Source organism: Collinsella sp. AF20-14LB, assembly GCF_003459505.1.
Lineage (GTDB): Bacteria > Actinomycetota > Coriobacteriia > Coriobacteriales > Coriobacteriaceae > Collinsella.
Genome location: NZ_QRWD01000023.1, coordinates 13,908 through 30,503 on the forward strand (window position 1 = coordinate 13,908; position 16,596 = coordinate 30,503).

Consider the following 16,596-nt stretch of genomic DNA (forward strand, 5'->3'; position numbering starts at 1 on the left):
TGCGCCCATTTGGGCTTGAGTGGTTACATGCTTAGAGCTTGGTCAGCATCGTGCGGCTGATGATCTCGTCCTGAACGTCCTTGCACAGCTCGACGAAGAACGCGCTGTAGCCGGCGACGCGAACTACCAGGTCGCGATGCTCCTCGGGGTGAGCCTGGGCGTCGAGCAGCGTCTGGTTGTCCAGATAGTTGAACTGCATCTCGCCGTTGCCGTACATGCAGGCCGTTCGCAGCAGCGTGACCAGGCCGTTTTCGCCCTCGGGGGTATCCAGCAGACCGGCCATGAGCTTGAAGTTGTGCACCATGCCGATGTTCATGCTGTCGTTGCTCATCTTGGAGACCGATTTGATGATGGCGGTGGGGCCGTTGTGGTCAGCGCCCTGGGTGGGGCTGATGCCGTCGGAAAGCGGCGTCCAGGCCTTGCGGCCGTTGGCGGAGGCGCCGGTCATCTGACCAAACGGGGTGTTGTTGGAGATGGACAGCGTGCCGTGGGACAGGCGCGAATACAGGGTCTTGAACTGGCTGTGGATATGCTCGGTGAAGTAGACGATGTCGGACACGAACTGATCGGCGTAGTCGTCGTCATTGCCGTACTTGGGAGCATCCAGGCAGTCCTGACGCATTCTCTCGTAGCCCACGAAGTCGGCCTTGAGGCCCTCGTTGAGCTCGCACAGCGTGTACTTGTGGTCGTCGAAGACAAGCTTCTTGATGGCAGCCATGGAGTCGGCGTAAGTGGCAAGGCCGCTCCACACGACGCCCGGTCCGAAGTTGTACATGGCACCGCCAGCAGAGACATCCTTGCCAGACTCCATGCAGCCCTCGAACATGATGGACATCAGGGGCTTAGGAGCCATGTCGCGGTGCACGCGCTGCGAGATCACCGTCATGACGCTCGTCCACTTGGTGATGTAGTAGATGGTGCTTTTGACCGCAGCCTCGAACTCCTCAAAGGTGTGATACTGATCCAGGTCGCCCAGGTCGGGGGTAACCTGCTTGCCATACCACAGGGGCACGCCGTGGTTGAGCGTAAGCTCGATGGCGATGGGCCACTGGGTGTATGAGGTGGAGGTCCACTGATACAGACGGCCGGACTTTTGCGGCTCGACGCAGCCCATCATGCAGTAGTCGCGTGCGTCCTCGACGGAGACGCCCTTTGCGAGCATCATCTTGACGTGCGTGTCGTCAAAGTGGCAGGCGGGGAAGCCCATGCCGGAGCGAACGACGTCCACGATCTTGCGCAGGTACTTCTCGGGGCTCTTGTTATGAATACGGCAGGCCAGGGAAGGCTGGTAGATCTTGACGTGACGCACGGCGTCCATCAGCAGGTAGGTGAGGTCGTTGGTGGCGTCGGCACCGGAGCGGGTCACGCCGCCGAGCGTCATGTTGACGAACGGCTGGTAGCCAGCGAAGAATTTGGAGGCGTCCTCGGAAGTGGCCCACATCATCTCGCTCATCTTGATGAGCATGCAGCCGGCGATATCGAAGGCCTGGTAGTCGGTCAGACGGCCAGCCTCCTTATCGGCCTTATAGAAGGGATACATGTACTGGTCAACACGGCCGATGGACATACCGGTCTGGTTCTCCTCAACCGGTAGCAGGCTCTCGACAACCCACACGGACTGCACGGCCTCCCAGAAAGTGCGCGGCTTGTGAGCAGGCACGTTCTTGAGGTTCTCGCAGATCTGCAGGAGCTCGGCACGGCGCTTGGGATCGGCGCACTCCTGGGCCTTCTGGCAAGCGAAGTCGGACAGACGACGGGCGTAAATCATGACGCCCTCGGTGGTGTCGATGACGGACTTGTAGAAGTAGATCTTGTCCAGGTCCTCGGGGTTTGCGTAGTCAAGGTGCTTGAGGTGCTCGCGAGCCTCGTCCTGAATGTCCTGCATGCCCTTCTTCATCAGGATGACGTCGTAGCCGGGGTTGGAGTCGCCGCCGCCGTTCACCTGATGATACGAGCAGTCGGAAACAAAGGACTCACCGGAGAGCTCCCAGCCGCCGCACTCGCGGTACTGATCCTCGCACACTTCGTCGAGCGACTTGCCCTCCCAAAACGGGAAGAGCTCCTCGCGCATGTACTTCTTATCCTCTTCGGAGATATAGAAGGGGTCTTGAGCGCGCGTGCCAATGGTGTCGAGCTCGTCGCGCAGCCAACGCCAGGCGATATCGGGCGAGAAGGCACCGGCGCGCGGGGCACCCGTGGGGTTGCCGACGATAAGCTCGTCGTCCTGGATGATCAGCGGGGCGGTCTCACAGCAGTAACGGAAGCACTTGGCGCGCAGCTCAATCTTGGGCATGCCCGGGTTCTTGCGAGTGAACTCGGTGACGGCGCGGGCGCGGTGGGTGGTGATGGAGGGGACCTGCTTGAGGAAATTCTGCTTCAGGCGCACGTGGCGCTCGGTAGGGCCATCGGGGGTCTCGGTGCCCTCGACATGGGCGGGCACGCTGTCCAGCGGACGATCGAGCTGATCGGCAACCTTGCTGAACATGGCGCGGACGCTTGCACGCTGCTCTTCACTCATGTTCTTGGTGGCATCGGACAGCTGCTTGGCAAACTCTTGAATATCCATCGGTACTCCTTTTCTTCTAATCGGTCATGATTTGAAGCAGGCTCGCAAACCACGCGTCGGCTTGATCGGCAACGGGGGTTTCGGTCTGCTGTTCGGTCATATGTGCGGCAATCTTCCAATCTGGCGCTCGGTTGAGCCCTGCTTCCTCGAGAAGAGAAAGATCAGACGAGTCGAGGTTGCTCCCAACCTGGCGCCGGCGGATAAAGTCGCGATAGGTCACGCCCAGATTCGAGGTCGTCGCGCTCTCCCATCCGGTAACGGTGAGGGTCTTGGGCAGTGTGGAGTGACAGCCTGTGGCTCCCATGCCTGTCCCCACATTCACGAGAATGCGTCCCACCGGTTTTTTGAGAACAAACTGGCGAACGACTTCGCCGTCGCGCGAGAATATCGAAAGCGCGTTTCCCGAGCCGCTGTTCAAAATCAGCTCGATGCACTTCTCGCAGGCATCGCGCCAGTTCTCCTCCACGTAGTAAGACAGCACGGGGCCGTACTTGGTGCGCGAGAAGTAGCTGCGCTCCGAGACATAAGGCTTCTCGGCCACAAGCACACGTGTCGAGGCGGGCACCACGATATCGGCACGGCGCGCAAGATCACACGCCGACTTACCGATAGCCTCGCGATAGGAACGACCGTCGTCGCGAAAACACACGCGATAGAGGCGTTGACACTCCTCGTCGGTGAGGAAGTAGCAGCCGCGATGCTTGAGCTCGGCCTTAAAGGCCTCATCCACAACCTGCTCGACCACAACCGATTGCTCGGCACCGGGAAGCATGCCGTAGCAAAACGATTTACCGCATACGACCTCCTCGGCACATAGGGCCAAGTCGGCGGTTTGCTCCACAAAGACCGGGTTGTTGCCAATCGTGGCACAGTACACGTCTTTACCCGTGGTGTTGACCACGTGGATGTGTTCGCACTCACGCGAGTCGATGAGCACGCGAACAGCCGACTGAGCGCCCAGCCACTCCTCGCCCTCAGGCGCATAGAGCTCCAAAAACGTAAGGGCATCGAGCGGGTAATGGCACTCATGGGCCACCTTGCGCACGTCCTCGATCACGGCCTTGCACGTTGAATGCGTGCGCTGACGTGCCGAGAAGATGATCGGGCTCTTGGAGGCAACGGCGCACACAAGTTGCGAGAGCATCGTGGGAACGCACAGCCAGTCAGGCAAAAGCGAGACGACCGTGCCCTTGGAGATGCCCACCTCAACAGAATGCGTGGCGTTGCGCGAGTAGAGCTCTTGCGTGGGCGTCTGGGCGCACACATCATCCAAAAGATCAGTGAGCACCCACTCGATAAGCGCCTGTTCGTCTTCCTCGTTGCCGTAGTCGCTTTCGGCAACCGCCAGCTGGGCATAGGCGCCGCAGTTGGGCAGCAGGCGTTCGCGTAGGGCCTTCAAAAAACCATCGACAAGCGTGCCGGGCAGACCCTCGAGAACTTCCTTCGACTCCTCGGCGTGCTCCAAAAGAATGCGCGCCTCCTGAACTGAGCGAAGGTCGGTATCAACAAGGGACATGGCACACCTCCTTAGTAGGGAAGCAGGTTCTCAAGACGATAGCGGCCGGTGATCTTCTTCAGATCAGGATGCGGACGCGGGATAACAACCGAGCTGTACACCTCGGCGCCCAGGGCCTCGACGGCTTCAACGCCGGCGTGTACCGCGGCCTCGACGGCGGAGACATCGCCCTCGACAAGAATGGAGATGTAGCCGGATGCGGTGTTCTCATAACCAATCAGGCTCACATCGCCGGCCTTGCACATGGCGTCGCCGGCCTCGAGCACCCAAACGAGGCCAAAGGTCTCGATGGCACCGAATGCGTTGCCTTTGCTTTCAGGCATCGGGACCTCCTAAAAATCCACGTCGTGAACGGAAACGACATCACCGATAGGTGGAACAGGACGCTTCATGACGTTTTGAGCCGTAACTTTGCCAATGGCCGATGCGGCCTCGACGCCCGCTTTGACGGCGGACTCGCATGCAGCGACATCGCCCTTGACGATAACGGTGACGAGCGTGGAACCAACGTTCTCATAGCTCACGAGCTCACATTCGCCCGCCTTGAGCATCTTATCTGCGGCTTCCAGAGCCGGAACCATGCCGATGGTCTCAATGAGGCCGATGGCTTCTTCGCCGGTATAGCGCATGAGGTAGCTCCTTTCCTATTTGATATAGGAATTGATGGTGTCACGCTGCTCTTGGCCAGCGCTGTAATAGACGCGGACCTCGCCCGCATCGTCCAGATCAAAATGGCACTCGCTGATCAGACCGTTCTTCTCGGCGGTCATCAGAGCTTCCTGCATCTTGGGCTTGGTAAAAGCGCTAAACGAGGAGTAGTCGCCCTTGAGAGCCTCCATGACGTCGTCGGCGCAAGCCCTGTCATGGCAGGTAAAGTACTTGAGCATGGCGTAGTTCAAAGGCAGCACGCTACTCACCGTCCTTCTTCAAGAGGTCCATCGGGTTCACGGCGATCAAGAAGATGCCGATGAGGTTGACGATGGCGGCAATCCAGGCGATGGGAGCCAGCGCATAGCCGTCGAAACCCATAATCATGCCGAGGATGATCCAGGTGACCAGCGGAGCAGTGAAGGTGTAAGTACCATTGATAGCCATGCCCAGGGCGGTGCCGCACATAGCGTTAGCGCGGTACCAGCTCATGAAGGAGAGGTAGGCGGCAGCGCCGGAGACGGCAAAGAAGATAACCGATGAGCCGTCGGTCAGAGCTTGGGCAACGTAGGTGTAGCTCTGGGCAAGGGTGCCACCGCAGACAAGGGTGAGAATCGGCAGGACAACGACCAGGTTGCCGATACCGGAAACGAGCTGACGAATATTGATGGCAATCTGCGAGTCAATCATGCAGGTGGCATAGCCGCCCACGCAGCCTTCGATGCCCCAGCACAGGGCAGCGAGAAGGGCCAGGCCCAGGCCAAGCGCCATACCCGGCGCAGCCTCACCGGTAAGACCGGTGCTACCGATCATGACGCCTGCGATGACGCAGATCACGATACCGGCGATGACGCGGGGGCCAAGCGGCTGCTTGTAGAGGATACGAGCGAGAATCGCGCCGATAGCGGGATTTAGAGCCGCGATGGGCACGGCTAGGGTGCCGGCCTGAGAAAGCGCGATGACGTAGGCAGCAGAGGCGATGGGGCCGCCGATAAAAGCGGCGGCAATCACGATGAGGCCAGGCTTGGAGACGACGCAGCGACCCAGGTCGGCAATCTTGCCCTGCTTAAGGGTAACGAGGGTTGCCCAGGCGGCGCTCAGGGCATCGTTGATGCCCGAGGCGATCGTAGGCAGGATAAAGACGACGATCAGGCTGGTAGAAGCAAATGCGCCAAACCAGTTACCCCAAACGCCAAAGAGCTGACCACCGGTCACGAAGGCGGTGTATAAAGCGTACATAATGCTGGAGAGCGCCGCGATAGCGATGCCCTTCTTGAAGAAGTTCGCGTCGAGCGCCTTCTTCTTTTTGATCGCAAGCGCGCGATCAGTTGGAGCTGTTGCGGTTGTATCCATGCAAGCAGTCCCCTTTCCATCATCGTTCATTTGTTGGACACAGGCGTCGACTCCCATGGCAATCAATGACTGAAATGCTAGAAATTGACGCAGGCGTGAAAGAAAGAGACATACCGTTGGCGCTCGGTAAACGGCATTCGCCGGTACTTTTAGGCTACTCGGCACGCTCGAACGGTCGAAATGTTCCCGCGAACGGCTTTTAATGCCACCTCTCATATAGCATTTGTTGACATAAATGGCTTTCTCCGCGGCGCATTAGACATTTGTTCAATCCCCTGCCGCCGTCCGTAGTGGCCTTAAGCTTTTTTCAGACTTTTCCCAGCTCAATACAGTTTTAGCTGATCCTCAAAGGGCGTTTCCCATCCAGCATGCGAAGTATTTTGGAAACAATTACCTAACGTTAAGGTCTTAGTTATCGAAACATAAAAAGGCCGCACCGCCCTCGGTACGGCCCCATGTGACAAATAGTTGACAGTTTTTGTCACATTCTGCTGATGAGATTGATAAAACAGACGTTCACCTTGCGGCGCCAAAACGGGACGTAGTTTCCGCATTGGCATTGGGAAACCGTATCCCGGAATTCACGCTCGAAATGGGACACGGTTTCCCAATGGAGCCTCCCGGACAACCCGCCGCAAGCAATTCGAAAATCTAGAAACCGTGGCGCTCCAGGAAGCGGAAGGCTAGGCGAATCCAAGGACGGACCGCCACCTGCTTGTCCTCGTTGTCGACCGCGGTATTGGCGTTGCCGAGCGAAAGGCCGTGGCCACCCTGGTCAAAGACGTGCATCTCGCATGCAACACCCTCCTCGGCCATGCGCTGCGCAAACGGGTAGACCTGCGCGACCGGCGCCGTCTTATCGTCCGAAACGCCCCACACAAAGGTCGGAGGCATCTGGCGCGAAACGTGCGTGGTAGGGCAAATGTCGGTCAGGTGCTCATCGGTCGCCTCGCCGCCCGTCACCATCGACAGATAGTCGTTGAGCAAATCGCGCCCTGTCTTGCCGCCCGTCTTGGGCACGCGCAGGTCGATGCGCGGGTCACGCGTCTGCATATCGCGCACATAGGCAAGGTCGAGCAACGGATAGCCCAGCACCACGGCGTCGGGACGAATATCCTCCGGACGAGCCCCGGCAAGGCCCGCGAAGGGTCCGGTCTTCCACTGCGTTGCCAACGAGGCGCAGATCATGCCGCCCGCCGAGAAACCCACGATGCACACGCGCTTGGGATCGACATGCCACTCGTCGGCGTTGGCGCGCACGGTAGCGACCATCTTGGCGAGGTCCGCCTGCGGGTGCGGAAAGCTCACGTCGCCCGTGGCGCTCGTCACATAGTTGAGCACAAAGGCCTGGTAGCCGCGGTCCAAAAACGCAAACGCCACCGGGTCCTGCTCGTGCGGAGCGATATGCGTAAACCCGCCTCCGCCGCAGATGATCACCGCGGGGCGGCGGCCATTGGGCTTGTCGGGCAGCGGCTCGGCACCCAGATACGTAAACGTCGCCGGATAATCCTCGGTCGGCTCCTCGCCCCACAGCGCATGGTTCTCAATAATCATAGGTGCTCCCTCCGTGCGATTCGTGCGCACTCGTTTTTCGCACCTTAGCGTACCCCACTTGAGCCCGCGGCGCAGAAACACCCCCGCAATAAGTTGGCCTTCAACTGATATATCACAAAATCGCTGTTCAGAGGTATCGTTGGGCAGCGTAAAATAGGAGCGCTGACCGTGCTGGGAAACACGTACGAAACGTTTCCGGCAAACCACACGCGTGCAACATGCACGCCTGATACGTTGGAGGCATCTATGGGTCTGCTCGATTCGCTCAAGTCCACGTTCACTTCGTCGGGCGAGGCGTCCGTTCCGCCCGCAGCAAGCTTCGCCACCCGCGAAGGCGTCATCTACGCTCCCGTCAACGGCGTGCTCGTCAATCTGAGTGAGGTTCCCGACGAGACCATCGCCTCGGGCATGCTCGGCCAGGGTTACGGCATCGAGCCCATTACCGGCACCATTTACGCCCCCGCCAACGGTCGCATCGGCGCCACCACCGTCACCAATCACTCCATCGGCATGATCACCGAGGACGGCCTGCGCGTGTTCATCCATGTTGGCCTGGGCACCGTGGAAATGAACGGCAAGGGTTTTGCCCGCTTTGTCGAGATGGGTGACACGGTCAAGGCCGGCCAGCCGCTCATCAGCTTCGACCGCAACGCTATCAAGGCCGCCGGTCACGAGGACATCGTGACCGTCATCATCTCTGAGCTCGACCGCCTCAAGAGCATCGACCACGTCGGCGAGTCTGGCACGCTTATCGGCGGCAATCCGCTCGTCAAGCTTGGCGATCCGCTGCTGGTTGCCAAGACCAAGTAGCCGATCATCATCGCATAAAGGCTCAACCACCCGTGCATCTTTGCCGCATCTGTGTTGTTGTTTTTGCCTATGTAGAGGTTCTGAAACGTTTCTATATAGGCAGCTGAGCATCAACGCAGGTGCGGCTTTTGCGTAGCGAAGCATCGCCCCGCGGCATGTTGTTCAACCGCACGAACCCCCTTCCTTTGTCTGCACACAGCGCTAGACTGCTAGGTCGACATTGGAGGAAAGATCGATGCAAAACACACCCACGGGCGCCGCACATGCCGCGCCTCAACGCAACCAACGCATCGTCGCGCTCGACGGGCTTCGCGCCCTCGCCATCGCCGGCGTCGTCCTATATCACCTTCGCCCCAGCCGCCTGACCGGCGGTTTTTTGGGCGTTACACTCTTCTTTACGCTGAGTGGCTATCTCGCCACCAAAAGCATTATGCGGGCCACGGCACGCGACGGATTCTCATACCCGCGCTATATCTGCCGCCGCGTTGCGCGCATGATGCCGCCGATCGTCGTGACCATCGCGCTTACCGCCGTCGCCACCTACATCGCGGCCCCGAGCCTACTCCCCAAGGTGCAGCAGGATGCACTGCCATCGGCACTCTTTTTGAGCAACTGGTTCTACATCTTCCGCAACGTCTCGTATTTCGCCGCCGCGGGGCTCCCCTCGCCGCTCACGCACCTGTGGTTCTGTGCTGTCACTATGCAGTTCTATCTGGTATGGCCGGTCATCCTTATGGCGCTGTGCAGCAAAACCAGGTCTCGCAACACCGCCATCGGCATCACGATCGCATTCGCGCTTGTATCGACGGCAGCCATGGTCCTCATGTTTAATCCCACCGCCGACACATCGCGCGTCTACTACGGAACCGACGCCCGTGCCGCCGAGCTTCTATGCGGAGCCTTAGCCGCCATCGCCGCGCCGCGTCTGCGCGAGATACTGAGCGGTGACATCCATACCCCCGGCGCCAACAAGGGCATCTCAAAGGTCAACGCGATTTCTATCGCGTGGCTCGTTGCCGTTATAGCCGGCGCACTCATGCTGACCGGAGAGAGCGCCTGGCTCTACCGCGGCGGCTTTTTGCTGCTTGCCCTCGTCACCGGACTCCTCATCATCTGCGTGCAGAATACGGAGTGCATCGTGCGTCGCCTGTTGTCGGTCAAGCCGCTCGTCTGGCTGGGTCAGCGCTCATTCTCGGTCTATCTGGTGCACTATCCCCTACTGCTTCTTATGAACCCCGCAACCCGCACTACCCGCATCGCCTGGTGGGAGCAGGCGCTACAGCTTGTGGTGATCCTTACGGTTGCCGAGGTCTTCTATCGTCTCGTCGAACGTCCTTGGTCCCGCAAGCCCGCCCAGCAGGGCAACACGGCAAAGACGCACGTCCTTTCGCCCGCCATGGCACTTTCTGCGCTTGGCGCCGTATGCGTCGCCGCACTTGCCTTCGCGCCGCTTGACTGGGCAGGTATCGCCACCGCCCGCGCCGAGCAGCTCCGCCCCGAGCTTGCCCAGAACCCGACCTCATCCCAGGACAACGGAGCCAACGACAAGGGCGCCGAGCCCGCATCCGGTAAAGACTCCCAGCCCAGCGACACCGCATCCGATGACGCCACCAAGCAAAAGCCCAAAGAAGGTCCTATCGCCGAAAAGATCCCCAAGAACTTGGACTGGAAGAGCTTTACCTACGACGAGGCGACCGGGACCTGCGATGCCCGCGTGCTGATGATCGGCGACTCGGTCACTGCGGGCGCACAGTCCGGTATTCAGGCGGCACTTCCCAACGCCTACATCGACGGCGTGGTGAGCCGCCAGTTCTACACCTTCCAGGATGTCTATGCACAGGACAGTGCCAACTACGATCCAAGCGTGGTCATCTGCGCACTTGGCACCAACGGCCTCATCCGCGACCCCCAGCAGGTGCAGGACGTGATTAATGCCGTGGGCGGCAAGCCCATCTACTTTGTGACCGTGCGCGTGCCGCTCGAGCTACAGGACCGCAATAACCAGACGATTCGTGACGTCTGCGCCCAAAACGACAACGCCGGCGTCATCGACTGGAACGGTGCCTCGGAGGGCCACAGCGAATACCTCGTCGACGACGGCACGCACCTCACCCAGGCGGGAATCGACACCTACGCCGCCCTCATACGCCAAGCCATCTGCGGGCACTAGGCGCCGCAAAATCGGCGCTTGCGCGGTGCCCACGTCGCGCCCATACATCACACCTGACGTTTTGCTACGCCCCCGCTCGCGGGTTAGAATGGTTAACTGTTTGGAAATAATCCGTACAACCGCTCTGGGAGGATACGTGAACCGCACCAAAATCGCGCAGCTCTATGCCGATGCCGAGTCGCTCGGTGGCCAGACCGCCACCGTTGCCGGCTGGGTCAAGTCCGTCCGCGACATGAAGAACTTTGGCTTCGTTACACTCAACGACGGCAGCTGCTTCCGCGACCTGCAGGTCGTCATGAACCGCGAGGCGCTCGACAACTACGACGAGATCGCCCATCAAAACGTCTCGGCCGCCCTCATCTGCACCGGCACCGTCAAGCTGACCCCCGATGCGCCCCAGCCCTTCGAGCTTTCTGCCGCCTCCATCGAGGTCGAGGGCACGAGTGCCCCGGATTACCCGCTGCAGAAGAAGCGCGCAACCGTCGAGTTCCTGCGCACCCAGCAGCACCTGCGCCCGCGCACCAACCTGTTCCGCGCCGTGTTCCGCATCCGCTCTGTCGCGGCTGCCGCCATCCACCGCTTCTTCCAGGAGCAGGGCTTTGTCTACGTCAACACCCCCATCATCACCACGAGTGACTGCGAGGGCGCCGGCGAGATGTTCCGCGTGACCACGCTCGACCCCCAAAACCCGCCCCTCACCGAGGCCGGCGAGGTCGACTGGAGTCAGGACTTCTTTGGCAAGCATGCGAGCCTCACCGTTTCCGGCCAGCTCAATGCCGAAAACTTTGCCATGGCCTTTGGCGACGTGTACACCTTTGGCCCCACCTTCCGCGCCGAAAACTCCAACACCACGCGCCATGCCGCCGAGTTTTGGATGATTGAGCCCGAAATGGCCTTCGCCGACCTCAACGACTACATGGACAACGCTGAGGCCATGCTCAAGTACGTCCTTAAGGACGTCATGGCCACCTGCCCCGACGAGCTCAATATGCTCAACAAGTTTGTGGACAAGGGTCTGCTCGAGCGCCTAGACCATGTCGCCAACTCCGACTTTGCCCGCGTCACCTATACCGAGGCCGTCGAAATCCTGGAGCAGGCCGTCGCCGCCGGTCACAAGTTTGACTATCCCGTGAGCTGGGGCATCGACCTGCAAACCGAGCACGAGCGTTTCCTGACCGAGGAGCACTTTAAGCGCCCGACCTTCGTAACCGACTACCCGGCCGAGATCAAGGCTTTCTACATGCGCATGAACGAGGACGGCAAGACCGTCGCCGCCGCCGACTGTCTGGTTCCCGGTATCGGCGAGATTATCGGCGGCTCCCAGCGCGAGGAGCGCCTGGATCTGCTCGAGGCCCGCATCAAGGACCTGGGTATGAATCCCGAGCAGTACAAGTACTACCTTGACCTGCGCCGCTACGGTTCCTGCAAGCACGCCGGCTACGGTCTGGGCTTCGAGCGCTTGGTGATGTACCTCACCGGCGTGGGCAACATCCGCGACGTCCTGCCGCACCCGCGCACCGTGGGCAACGCCGACTTCTAATCGTCGGGCACTAGCTCGCGTCGCCACGCGCAACGCTCATCGCACAAGCGCCTCTCGACATCGGCCGAGAGGCGCTTTTTTCAACAGCAGCCGTCAAGCTTTTGGCAAGGTTTTGGTCAGTTAGGCAGGGTTGTTGAAAACTCGACCCGCCGTTTGCCGGCAACCATCGACCGTCCAAGGCGCCACGTGTCCTTGGCCAGGTTCCGCGCCCTAGGCTCTGATCTGCCATCACCAAAAAGAAAGGACGTGGGCACTATGACCGAAGCCGTTGTTGAAAACTACGAGACCACGACCAGGGGCTCCGCCTCGATGGCAGCCTATCGCGCCGTACGCATCCTGCAGCTTTTGAGCGAGAACACCGGCGAGGACAAGGCGCTGCTTTCCGACGAGCTGGTCGAGCTCCTCGCCCATCCCGACGACCCCGCCCGCATGCCCATCTCGGCGGCACGCCGCAGCATCTATACCTCGATATCCGCACTTCGTCACGCCGGATACGAAATCGACTATAAACGCGGCGTGGGCTATCGGCTCCTCACCCGCCCGCTTGCTGACGAGGAGATCATACGGCTCCATGGCATGGTCATGCGCAACCGATCGACGCCCATAGCCATTCGAAAAAGCATGGCGCAGCACCTGGTCGCCATGGCGAGCGCCGATGTTCGCGGCTATCTCGATATGCCCGAACCGACACCGGCCGCCAACGACGTGCCCATCAAGACAGCGCGTCCGCACGCCAAGCGTATCGACACGTGCGAGCTCGTCGAACAGGCCATCGACCATGGAACAACTGTCAGCTTTGATATCTCAAACGTCCTGACCCGAGGCGAAACCGAGGTGGTGCGGATGACGGTCCGGCCCTTTGCCATCAGGCAGCGCGATGGCGTCTCGTATCTGCTGGGAACGGTCTACAACACCCGAGGCGCCGACGATACCCTGCGCACCGTTGAGGTCAGCCGCATGAGAAACGTCAGCACGCGTTTGCTCGACGGCAAGAAACTCTTTGCCGCGCTAGACGAAGAAGACAGCCCCGCGCCCGCAGCGTAAGCCGCAGCGTAAGCCCCGTTACCGTCCGTCGTTCCTCAGCACCGCCCATCCGGTTCAGTATTAAAAAACCCGCCAGGTTATTGTAAAAATGGACATCGGCGTTACTATAGTCCCACTTGCACTTTTTCCTAGTGCAGTGTTTCCAGCCATTTTTACACTGGGGGTAATGATATGAAGGACATCACCATCAGCCGCAGGAGCCTTCTTGTCTCCGCTGGCCTGCTCGCGCTCGCTCCGCTCGCCGGATGCGGCGGCAACTCTGGTTCCGGCTCCGCTGCCGCCGGTTCCGACTACACCATCGGCGTTCTGCAGCTCACCGAGCACTCCGCGCTCGATGCCGCCAACGACGGCTTCGTCAAGGCCATCAAGAAGAGCGGTCTCAAGGTCAAGATCGACCAGAAGAACGCCCAGAACGACCAGTCCACGTGTAAGTCCATTGCCGACAAGTTCGTAGGCGACGGCGTCGACCTGATCTATGCCATCGCCACGCCCGCCGCGCAGGCTGCCGCCGGCGCTACGGCCGATATCCCCATCGTTGGCTGCGCCATCACCGACTACGCCGCCTCCGGCCTGGTCCAGGACAACGACAAGCCCGGCACCAACGTCACGGGCGCTTCCGACCTCACCCCGGTCGCCGAGCAGCTCGAGATGATGCAGAAGGTCCTGCCCGACGTTAAGAAGGTCGGCCTGCTCTACTGCACCGCCGAGTCCAACTCCGACGTCCAGATCAAGGCCGCCAAGAAGGAGCTCGACAAGCTGGGCCTGGAGTACACCGACTTCACCGTCTCGAGCTCCAACGAGATTCAGTCCGTCGTCGAGTCCGCCGTGGGCAAGGTCGACGCGCTGTACTCCCCCACCGACAACACCATCGCCGCGGGCGCTTCGCAGGTCGGCCAGATCTGCAAGGAGAACAAGCTCCCCTTCGTGACTGGCGAGGAGGGCATGTGCAAGGCCGGCGGCCTGTTCACCCTCTCCATCAACTATGAGGACCTGGGCTACGCTGCAGGCGAGATGGCCGTCAAGATCTTGAAGGGCGAGGCCAAGCCCGAGGATATGCCGATCAAGCACCTCTCGAGCAAGGACCTGGTCGTCGTCAAGAACGACGAGATGGCCGAGGCTCTGGGTATCGACCTTTCCGCTCTGGACGAATAACGCCATGCGCGGTGACGCGTCTAGGGCCCGCACGCGCGCCACAGCTGCGTTATTCAATATCTGAGTCATTGGGGCGAACGCTAAAGACCGGCGTTCGCCCTGCTTGTTTCGGATAAGACAAAACATCCGTCCGCAGCTCTTTTATGCATTGGTACCGCTATTATGGAAAATCACGTGTCCACCCTATCCTAGGAGGTATGAAGCATGCTCATTGCATTGCAGGGCGCCGTTTCGCAGGGCGTCCTCTGGGGCATTATGGTGCTCGGCGTGTTTATCACGTTCCGCCTGCTCGACATCCCCGATATGACCTGCGACGGCAGCTTTGCCCTCGGCGGCTGTGTTTGCGCCGTGCTCATCGTCAACAATAACATCGACCCCTTGCTCGCCGTGCTGGCCGGCATGTGCGCCGGCGCCATCGCGGGCGCCGTCACGGGCATCTTGACCACCGTTTTTGAGATTCCTGCAATCCTCGCCGGAATCCTTACACAGATCAGTCTGTGGTCCATCAACCTGCGCATCATGGGCAAGTCCAACACGCCCATCCTTGCCAAGGGCACTATCTTCTCATCCGTCAGCCACATGACGGGCCTGCCGCAGTCCACCGTCGCCATCATCCTGGGCATTGTGCTGGCCGTGGCCATCGTCGCCATCCTGTACTGGTTCTTTGGCACCGAGATCGGCTCGGCGCTGCGTGCCACCGGCAACAACGAGTACATGATCCGCGCCCTGGGCGTCAACACCAACTCCACCAAGATGATCGCCCTCGTGCTCTCCAACGCCCTTATCGGCCTTTCGGGTGCGCTCATCTGCCAGAGCCAGAAGTACGCTGACATTGGCATGGGCACCGGCGCCATCGTTATCGGTCTTGCCGCCATTGTTATCGGCGAGGTGCTCGGCCGCCTGCTGCCCGGCGGTCTGACGCAGTTTAGCGTCCGTCTTGCCTCTGCCGTCTTTGGCTCCGTGGTGTACTTCCTCATCCGCGCCATCGTGCTGCAACTGGGCATGGACGCCAACGACATGAAGCTGCTCTCCGCCGTGATCGTCGCCGTGGCCCTGTGCGTGCCCGTGGTTTGGGAGCGCTATAAGCTCCGCAGCTCCTACACGAAGGGAGATGAGGCAGATGCTTAAGCTCTCGCACGTCAAGAAGACCTTTAACAAGGGCACCGTCACCGAGAAGCGCGCGCTCACCGGCGTCGACCTCACCCTCAACGATGGCGACTTTGTAACCGTGATTGGCGGCAACGGCGCCGGCAAGTCCACGCTGCTCAATATGATCGCCGGCGTGTATCCGCTTGATTCGGGTGTTATTGAGCTCGACGGCACCGACATCTCGCGTCTGAGCGAGTCGCAGCGCGCCAAGTACCTGGGCCGTGTGTTCCAGGACCCCATGCGCGGCACCGCAGCCGACATGCAAATTGCCGAAAACCTGGCCCTCGCCAAGCGCCGCGGCCAGCGTCGCGGTCTTTCGTGGGGCGTCACCAAGGCCGAGAAGGACGAGTACGTTGAGCTGCTCAAGCGCCTGGACCTCGGTCTGGACACGCGCCTCAACGCCAAGGTCGGCCTGCTCTCGGGCGGCCAGCGCCAGGCACTCACCCTGCTGATGGCCACGCTCACCAAGCCGCGCCTGTTGCTGCTCGACGAGCACACGGCGGCCCTCGACCCCAAGACGGCCTCTAAGGTGCTCAACCTGACCGAGGAGATTGTCGACGAAAACCATCTGACCACGCTCATGGTTACGCACAACATGAATGACGCTATCCGTCTGGGCAACCGTCTGATCATGATGCACGAGGGCCATGTGATCTACGACGTGGCCGGCGACGAGAAGAAGTCGCTCACCGTAGCCGACCTGCTGCAGAAGTTCGAGGAGGTCTCGGGCGGCGAGCTCGCCAACGACCGCATGCTGCTGAGCTAAACCTACCAAAAAGGGACAGGTTTATTTTGGCAGGTTTTATCTGCGCAAACGTCAAAACCGCCGCAAAGGAACAGATACCTTTGCGACGGTTTTCGCATATCATGTCGATAATCCAGCGTCAGCAGGAACCACTGGTTAAGAACTAAGGAAACTGCCATGAGAAGACTCCTTCCCCGTCTTGCTTGACCGCCGCACTCCTTGCCGGCGTGCTCGCCGGCGGCCCAGCTTACGCCACCGCGGCCACCCCATCTCAAGTTATCGGCCCGTCCGATGTGATGAACTGCGTCCCAAATCTTGGACGCCCTAAATAGCGACTAGGCCGCGAGGG

Annotated in this window: 15 protein-coding genes; 7 read left to right on the forward strand and 8 right to left on the reverse strand. The window is 60.3% G+C overall.

From position 1 onward, the window contains the following. Nucleotides 1–31 precede the first annotated feature (31 nt). From cutC to DWX63_RS10210, 7 genes are all read right to left on the reverse strand, one after another. Nucleotides 32–2,566, reverse strand: coding sequence for a choline trimethylamine-lyase (gene cutC, locus DWX63_RS10180; RefSeq protein WP_117843626.1), 2,535 nt, complete (start codon nt 2,564–2,566; stop codon nt 32–34). Between the two features lie 16 nt (nt 2,567–2,582). Then, nucleotides 2,583–4,082, reverse strand: coding sequence for an aldehyde dehydrogenase (locus tag DWX63_RS10185; RefSeq protein ID WP_117843627.1), 1,500 nt, complete (start codon nt 4,080–4,082; stop codon nt 2,583–2,585). 11 nt (nt 4,083–4,093) lie between these two features. Continuing rightward, nucleotides 4,094–4,405: a BMC domain-containing protein gene (locus DWX63_RS10190; protein ID WP_117843628.1), complete on the reverse strand. Its 312-nt coding sequence runs from the start codon at nt 4,403–4,405 to the stop codon at nt 4,094–4,096. Nucleotides 4,406–4,414: 9 nt separating this feature from the next. After that, a complete protein-coding gene (locus tag DWX63_RS10195) occupies nt 4,415–4,711 on the reverse strand; it encodes a BMC domain-containing protein (RefSeq protein WP_117843629.1) in 297 nt (98 codons plus the stop codon). A 15-nt stretch (nt 4,712–4,726) separates the two neighbouring features. Beyond that, entirely contained in the window at nt 4,727–4,990 is a 264-nt protein-coding gene (locus tag DWX63_RS10200; protein WP_117843630.1) for a hypothetical protein, read from the reverse strand. Between the two features lies 1 nt (nt 4,991). Further along, entirely contained in the window at nt 4,992–6,083 is a 1,092-nt protein-coding gene (locus tag DWX63_RS10205; protein WP_117843631.1) for a hypothetical protein, read from the reverse strand. A 651-nt stretch (nt 6,084–6,734) separates the two neighbouring features. Then, on the reverse strand, nt 6,735–7,637 hold the full coding sequence (locus DWX63_RS10210) for an alpha/beta hydrolase (RefSeq protein WP_117843632.1): 903 nt from the start codon (nt 7,635–7,637) through the stop codon (nt 6,735–6,737). Between the two features lie 246 nt (nt 7,638–7,883). On the opposite strand from DWX63_RS10210, the gene DWX63_RS10215 reads away from it, so the two are divergent. The 7 genes from DWX63_RS10215 (at nt 7,884) to DWX63_RS10245 (ending at nt 16,268) form a co-directional block, all read left to right on the forward strand. Then, complete coding sequence (locus DWX63_RS10215) at nt 7,884–8,447, forward strand: PTS glucose transporter subunit IIA (RefSeq protein ID WP_117843633.1); 564 nt, start codon at nt 7,884–7,886, stop codon at nt 8,445–8,447. A gap of 235 nt (nt 8,448–8,682) precedes the next feature. Further along, the gene (locus DWX63_RS10220) at nt 8,683–10,617 is read left to right on the forward strand and encodes an acyltransferase family protein (RefSeq protein WP_117843634.1); all 1,935 of its coding nucleotides are present in this window, start codon (nt 8,683–8,685) and stop codon (nt 10,615–10,617) included. A gap of 136 nt (nt 10,618–10,753) precedes the next feature. Next, entirely contained in the window at nt 10,754–12,157 is a 1,404-nt protein-coding gene (gene asnS, locus DWX63_RS10225; protein ID WP_117843635.1) for an asparagine--tRNA ligase, read from the forward strand. Between the two features lie 255 nt (nt 12,158–12,412). Beyond that, on the forward strand, nt 12,413–13,201 hold the full coding sequence (locus DWX63_RS10230) for a hypothetical protein (protein ID WP_117843636.1): 789 nt from the start codon (nt 12,413–12,415) through the stop codon (nt 13,199–13,201). A gap of 171 nt (nt 13,202–13,372) precedes the next feature. Continuing rightward, the gene (locus DWX63_RS10235) at nt 13,373–14,353 is read left to right on the forward strand and encodes an ABC transporter substrate-binding protein (RefSeq protein WP_117843637.1); all 981 of its coding nucleotides are present in this window, start codon (nt 13,373–13,375) and stop codon (nt 14,351–14,353) included. Nucleotides 14,354–14,557: 204 nt separating this feature from the next. Next, nucleotides 14,558–15,481 carry an ABC transporter permease gene (locus tag DWX63_RS10240; protein ID WP_117843638.1) on the forward strand — a complete coding sequence of 308 codons (924 nt, stop codon included), beginning with the start codon at nt 14,558–14,560 and terminating at the stop codon, nt 15,479–15,481. Continuing rightward, nucleotides 15,474–16,268: an ABC transporter ATP-binding protein gene (locus DWX63_RS10245; protein WP_022093887.1), complete on the forward strand. Its 795-nt coding sequence runs from the start codon at nt 15,474–15,476 to the stop codon at nt 16,266–16,268. The genes DWX63_RS10240 and DWX63_RS10245 overlap by 8 nt, the downstream gene beginning before the upstream one ends. Before the next feature lie 2 nt (nt 16,269–16,270). Here DWX63_RS10245 and DWX63_RS11325 read toward each other — a convergent pair whose 3' ends face one another. Next, entirely contained in the window at nt 16,271–16,426 is a 156-nt protein-coding gene (locus DWX63_RS11325) for a hypothetical protein (protein ID WP_158559680.1), read from the reverse strand. Nucleotides 16,427–16,596 lie beyond the last annotated feature (170 nt).

What these genes read in the sequence shown, in the direction of transcription:
- cutC (WP_117843626.1), bottom strand. Translation starts at nt 2,566, where the DNA reads ATGGATATTCAAGAGTTTGCCAAGCAGCTGTCCGATGCCACCAAGAAC.
- DWX63_RS10185 (WP_117843627.1), bottom strand. Translation starts at nt 4,082, where the DNA reads ATGTCCCTTGTTGATACCGACCTTCGCTCAGTTCAGGAGGCGCGCATT.
- DWX63_RS10190 (WP_117843628.1), bottom strand. Translation starts at nt 4,405, where the DNA reads ATGCCTGAAAGCAAAGGCAACGCATTCGGTGCCATCGAGACCTTTGGC.
- DWX63_RS10195 (WP_117843629.1), bottom strand. Translation starts at nt 4,711, where the DNA reads ATGCGCTATACCGGCGAAGAAGCCATCGGCCTCATTGAGACCATCGGC.
- DWX63_RS10205 (WP_117843631.1), bottom strand. Translation starts at nt 6,083, where the DNA reads ATGGATACAACCGCAACAGCTCCAACTGATCGCGCGCTTGCGATCAAA.
- DWX63_RS10210 (WP_117843632.1), bottom strand. Translation starts at nt 7,637, where the DNA reads ATGATTATTGAGAACCATGCGCTGTGGGGCGAGGAGCCGACCGAGGAT.
- DWX63_RS10215 (WP_117843633.1), top strand. Translation starts at nt 7,884, where the DNA reads ATGGGTCTGCTCGATTCGCTCAAGTCCACGTTCACTTCGTCGGGCGAG.
- DWX63_RS10220 (WP_117843634.1), top strand. Translation starts at nt 8,683, where the DNA reads ATGCAAAACACACCCACGGGCGCCGCACATGCCGCGCCTCAACGCAAC.
- DWX63_RS10230 (WP_117843636.1), top strand. Translation starts at nt 12,413, where the DNA reads ATGACCGAAGCCGTTGTTGAAAACTACGAGACCACGACCAGGGGCTCC.
- DWX63_RS10235 (WP_117843637.1), top strand. Translation starts at nt 13,373, where the DNA reads ATGAAGGACATCACCATCAGCCGCAGGAGCCTTCTTGTCTCCGCTGGC.
- DWX63_RS10240 (WP_117843638.1), top strand. Translation starts at nt 14,558, where the DNA reads ATGCTCATTGCATTGCAGGGCGCCGTTTCGCAGGGCGTCCTCTGGGGC.
- DWX63_RS10245 (WP_022093887.1), top strand. Translation starts at nt 15,474, where the DNA reads ATGCTTAAGCTCTCGCACGTCAAGAAGACCTTTAACAAGGGCACCGTC.
- DWX63_RS11325 (WP_158559680.1), bottom strand. Translation starts at nt 16,426, where the DNA reads ATGGCAGTTTCCTTAGTTCTTAACCAGTGGTTCCTGCTGACGCTGGAT.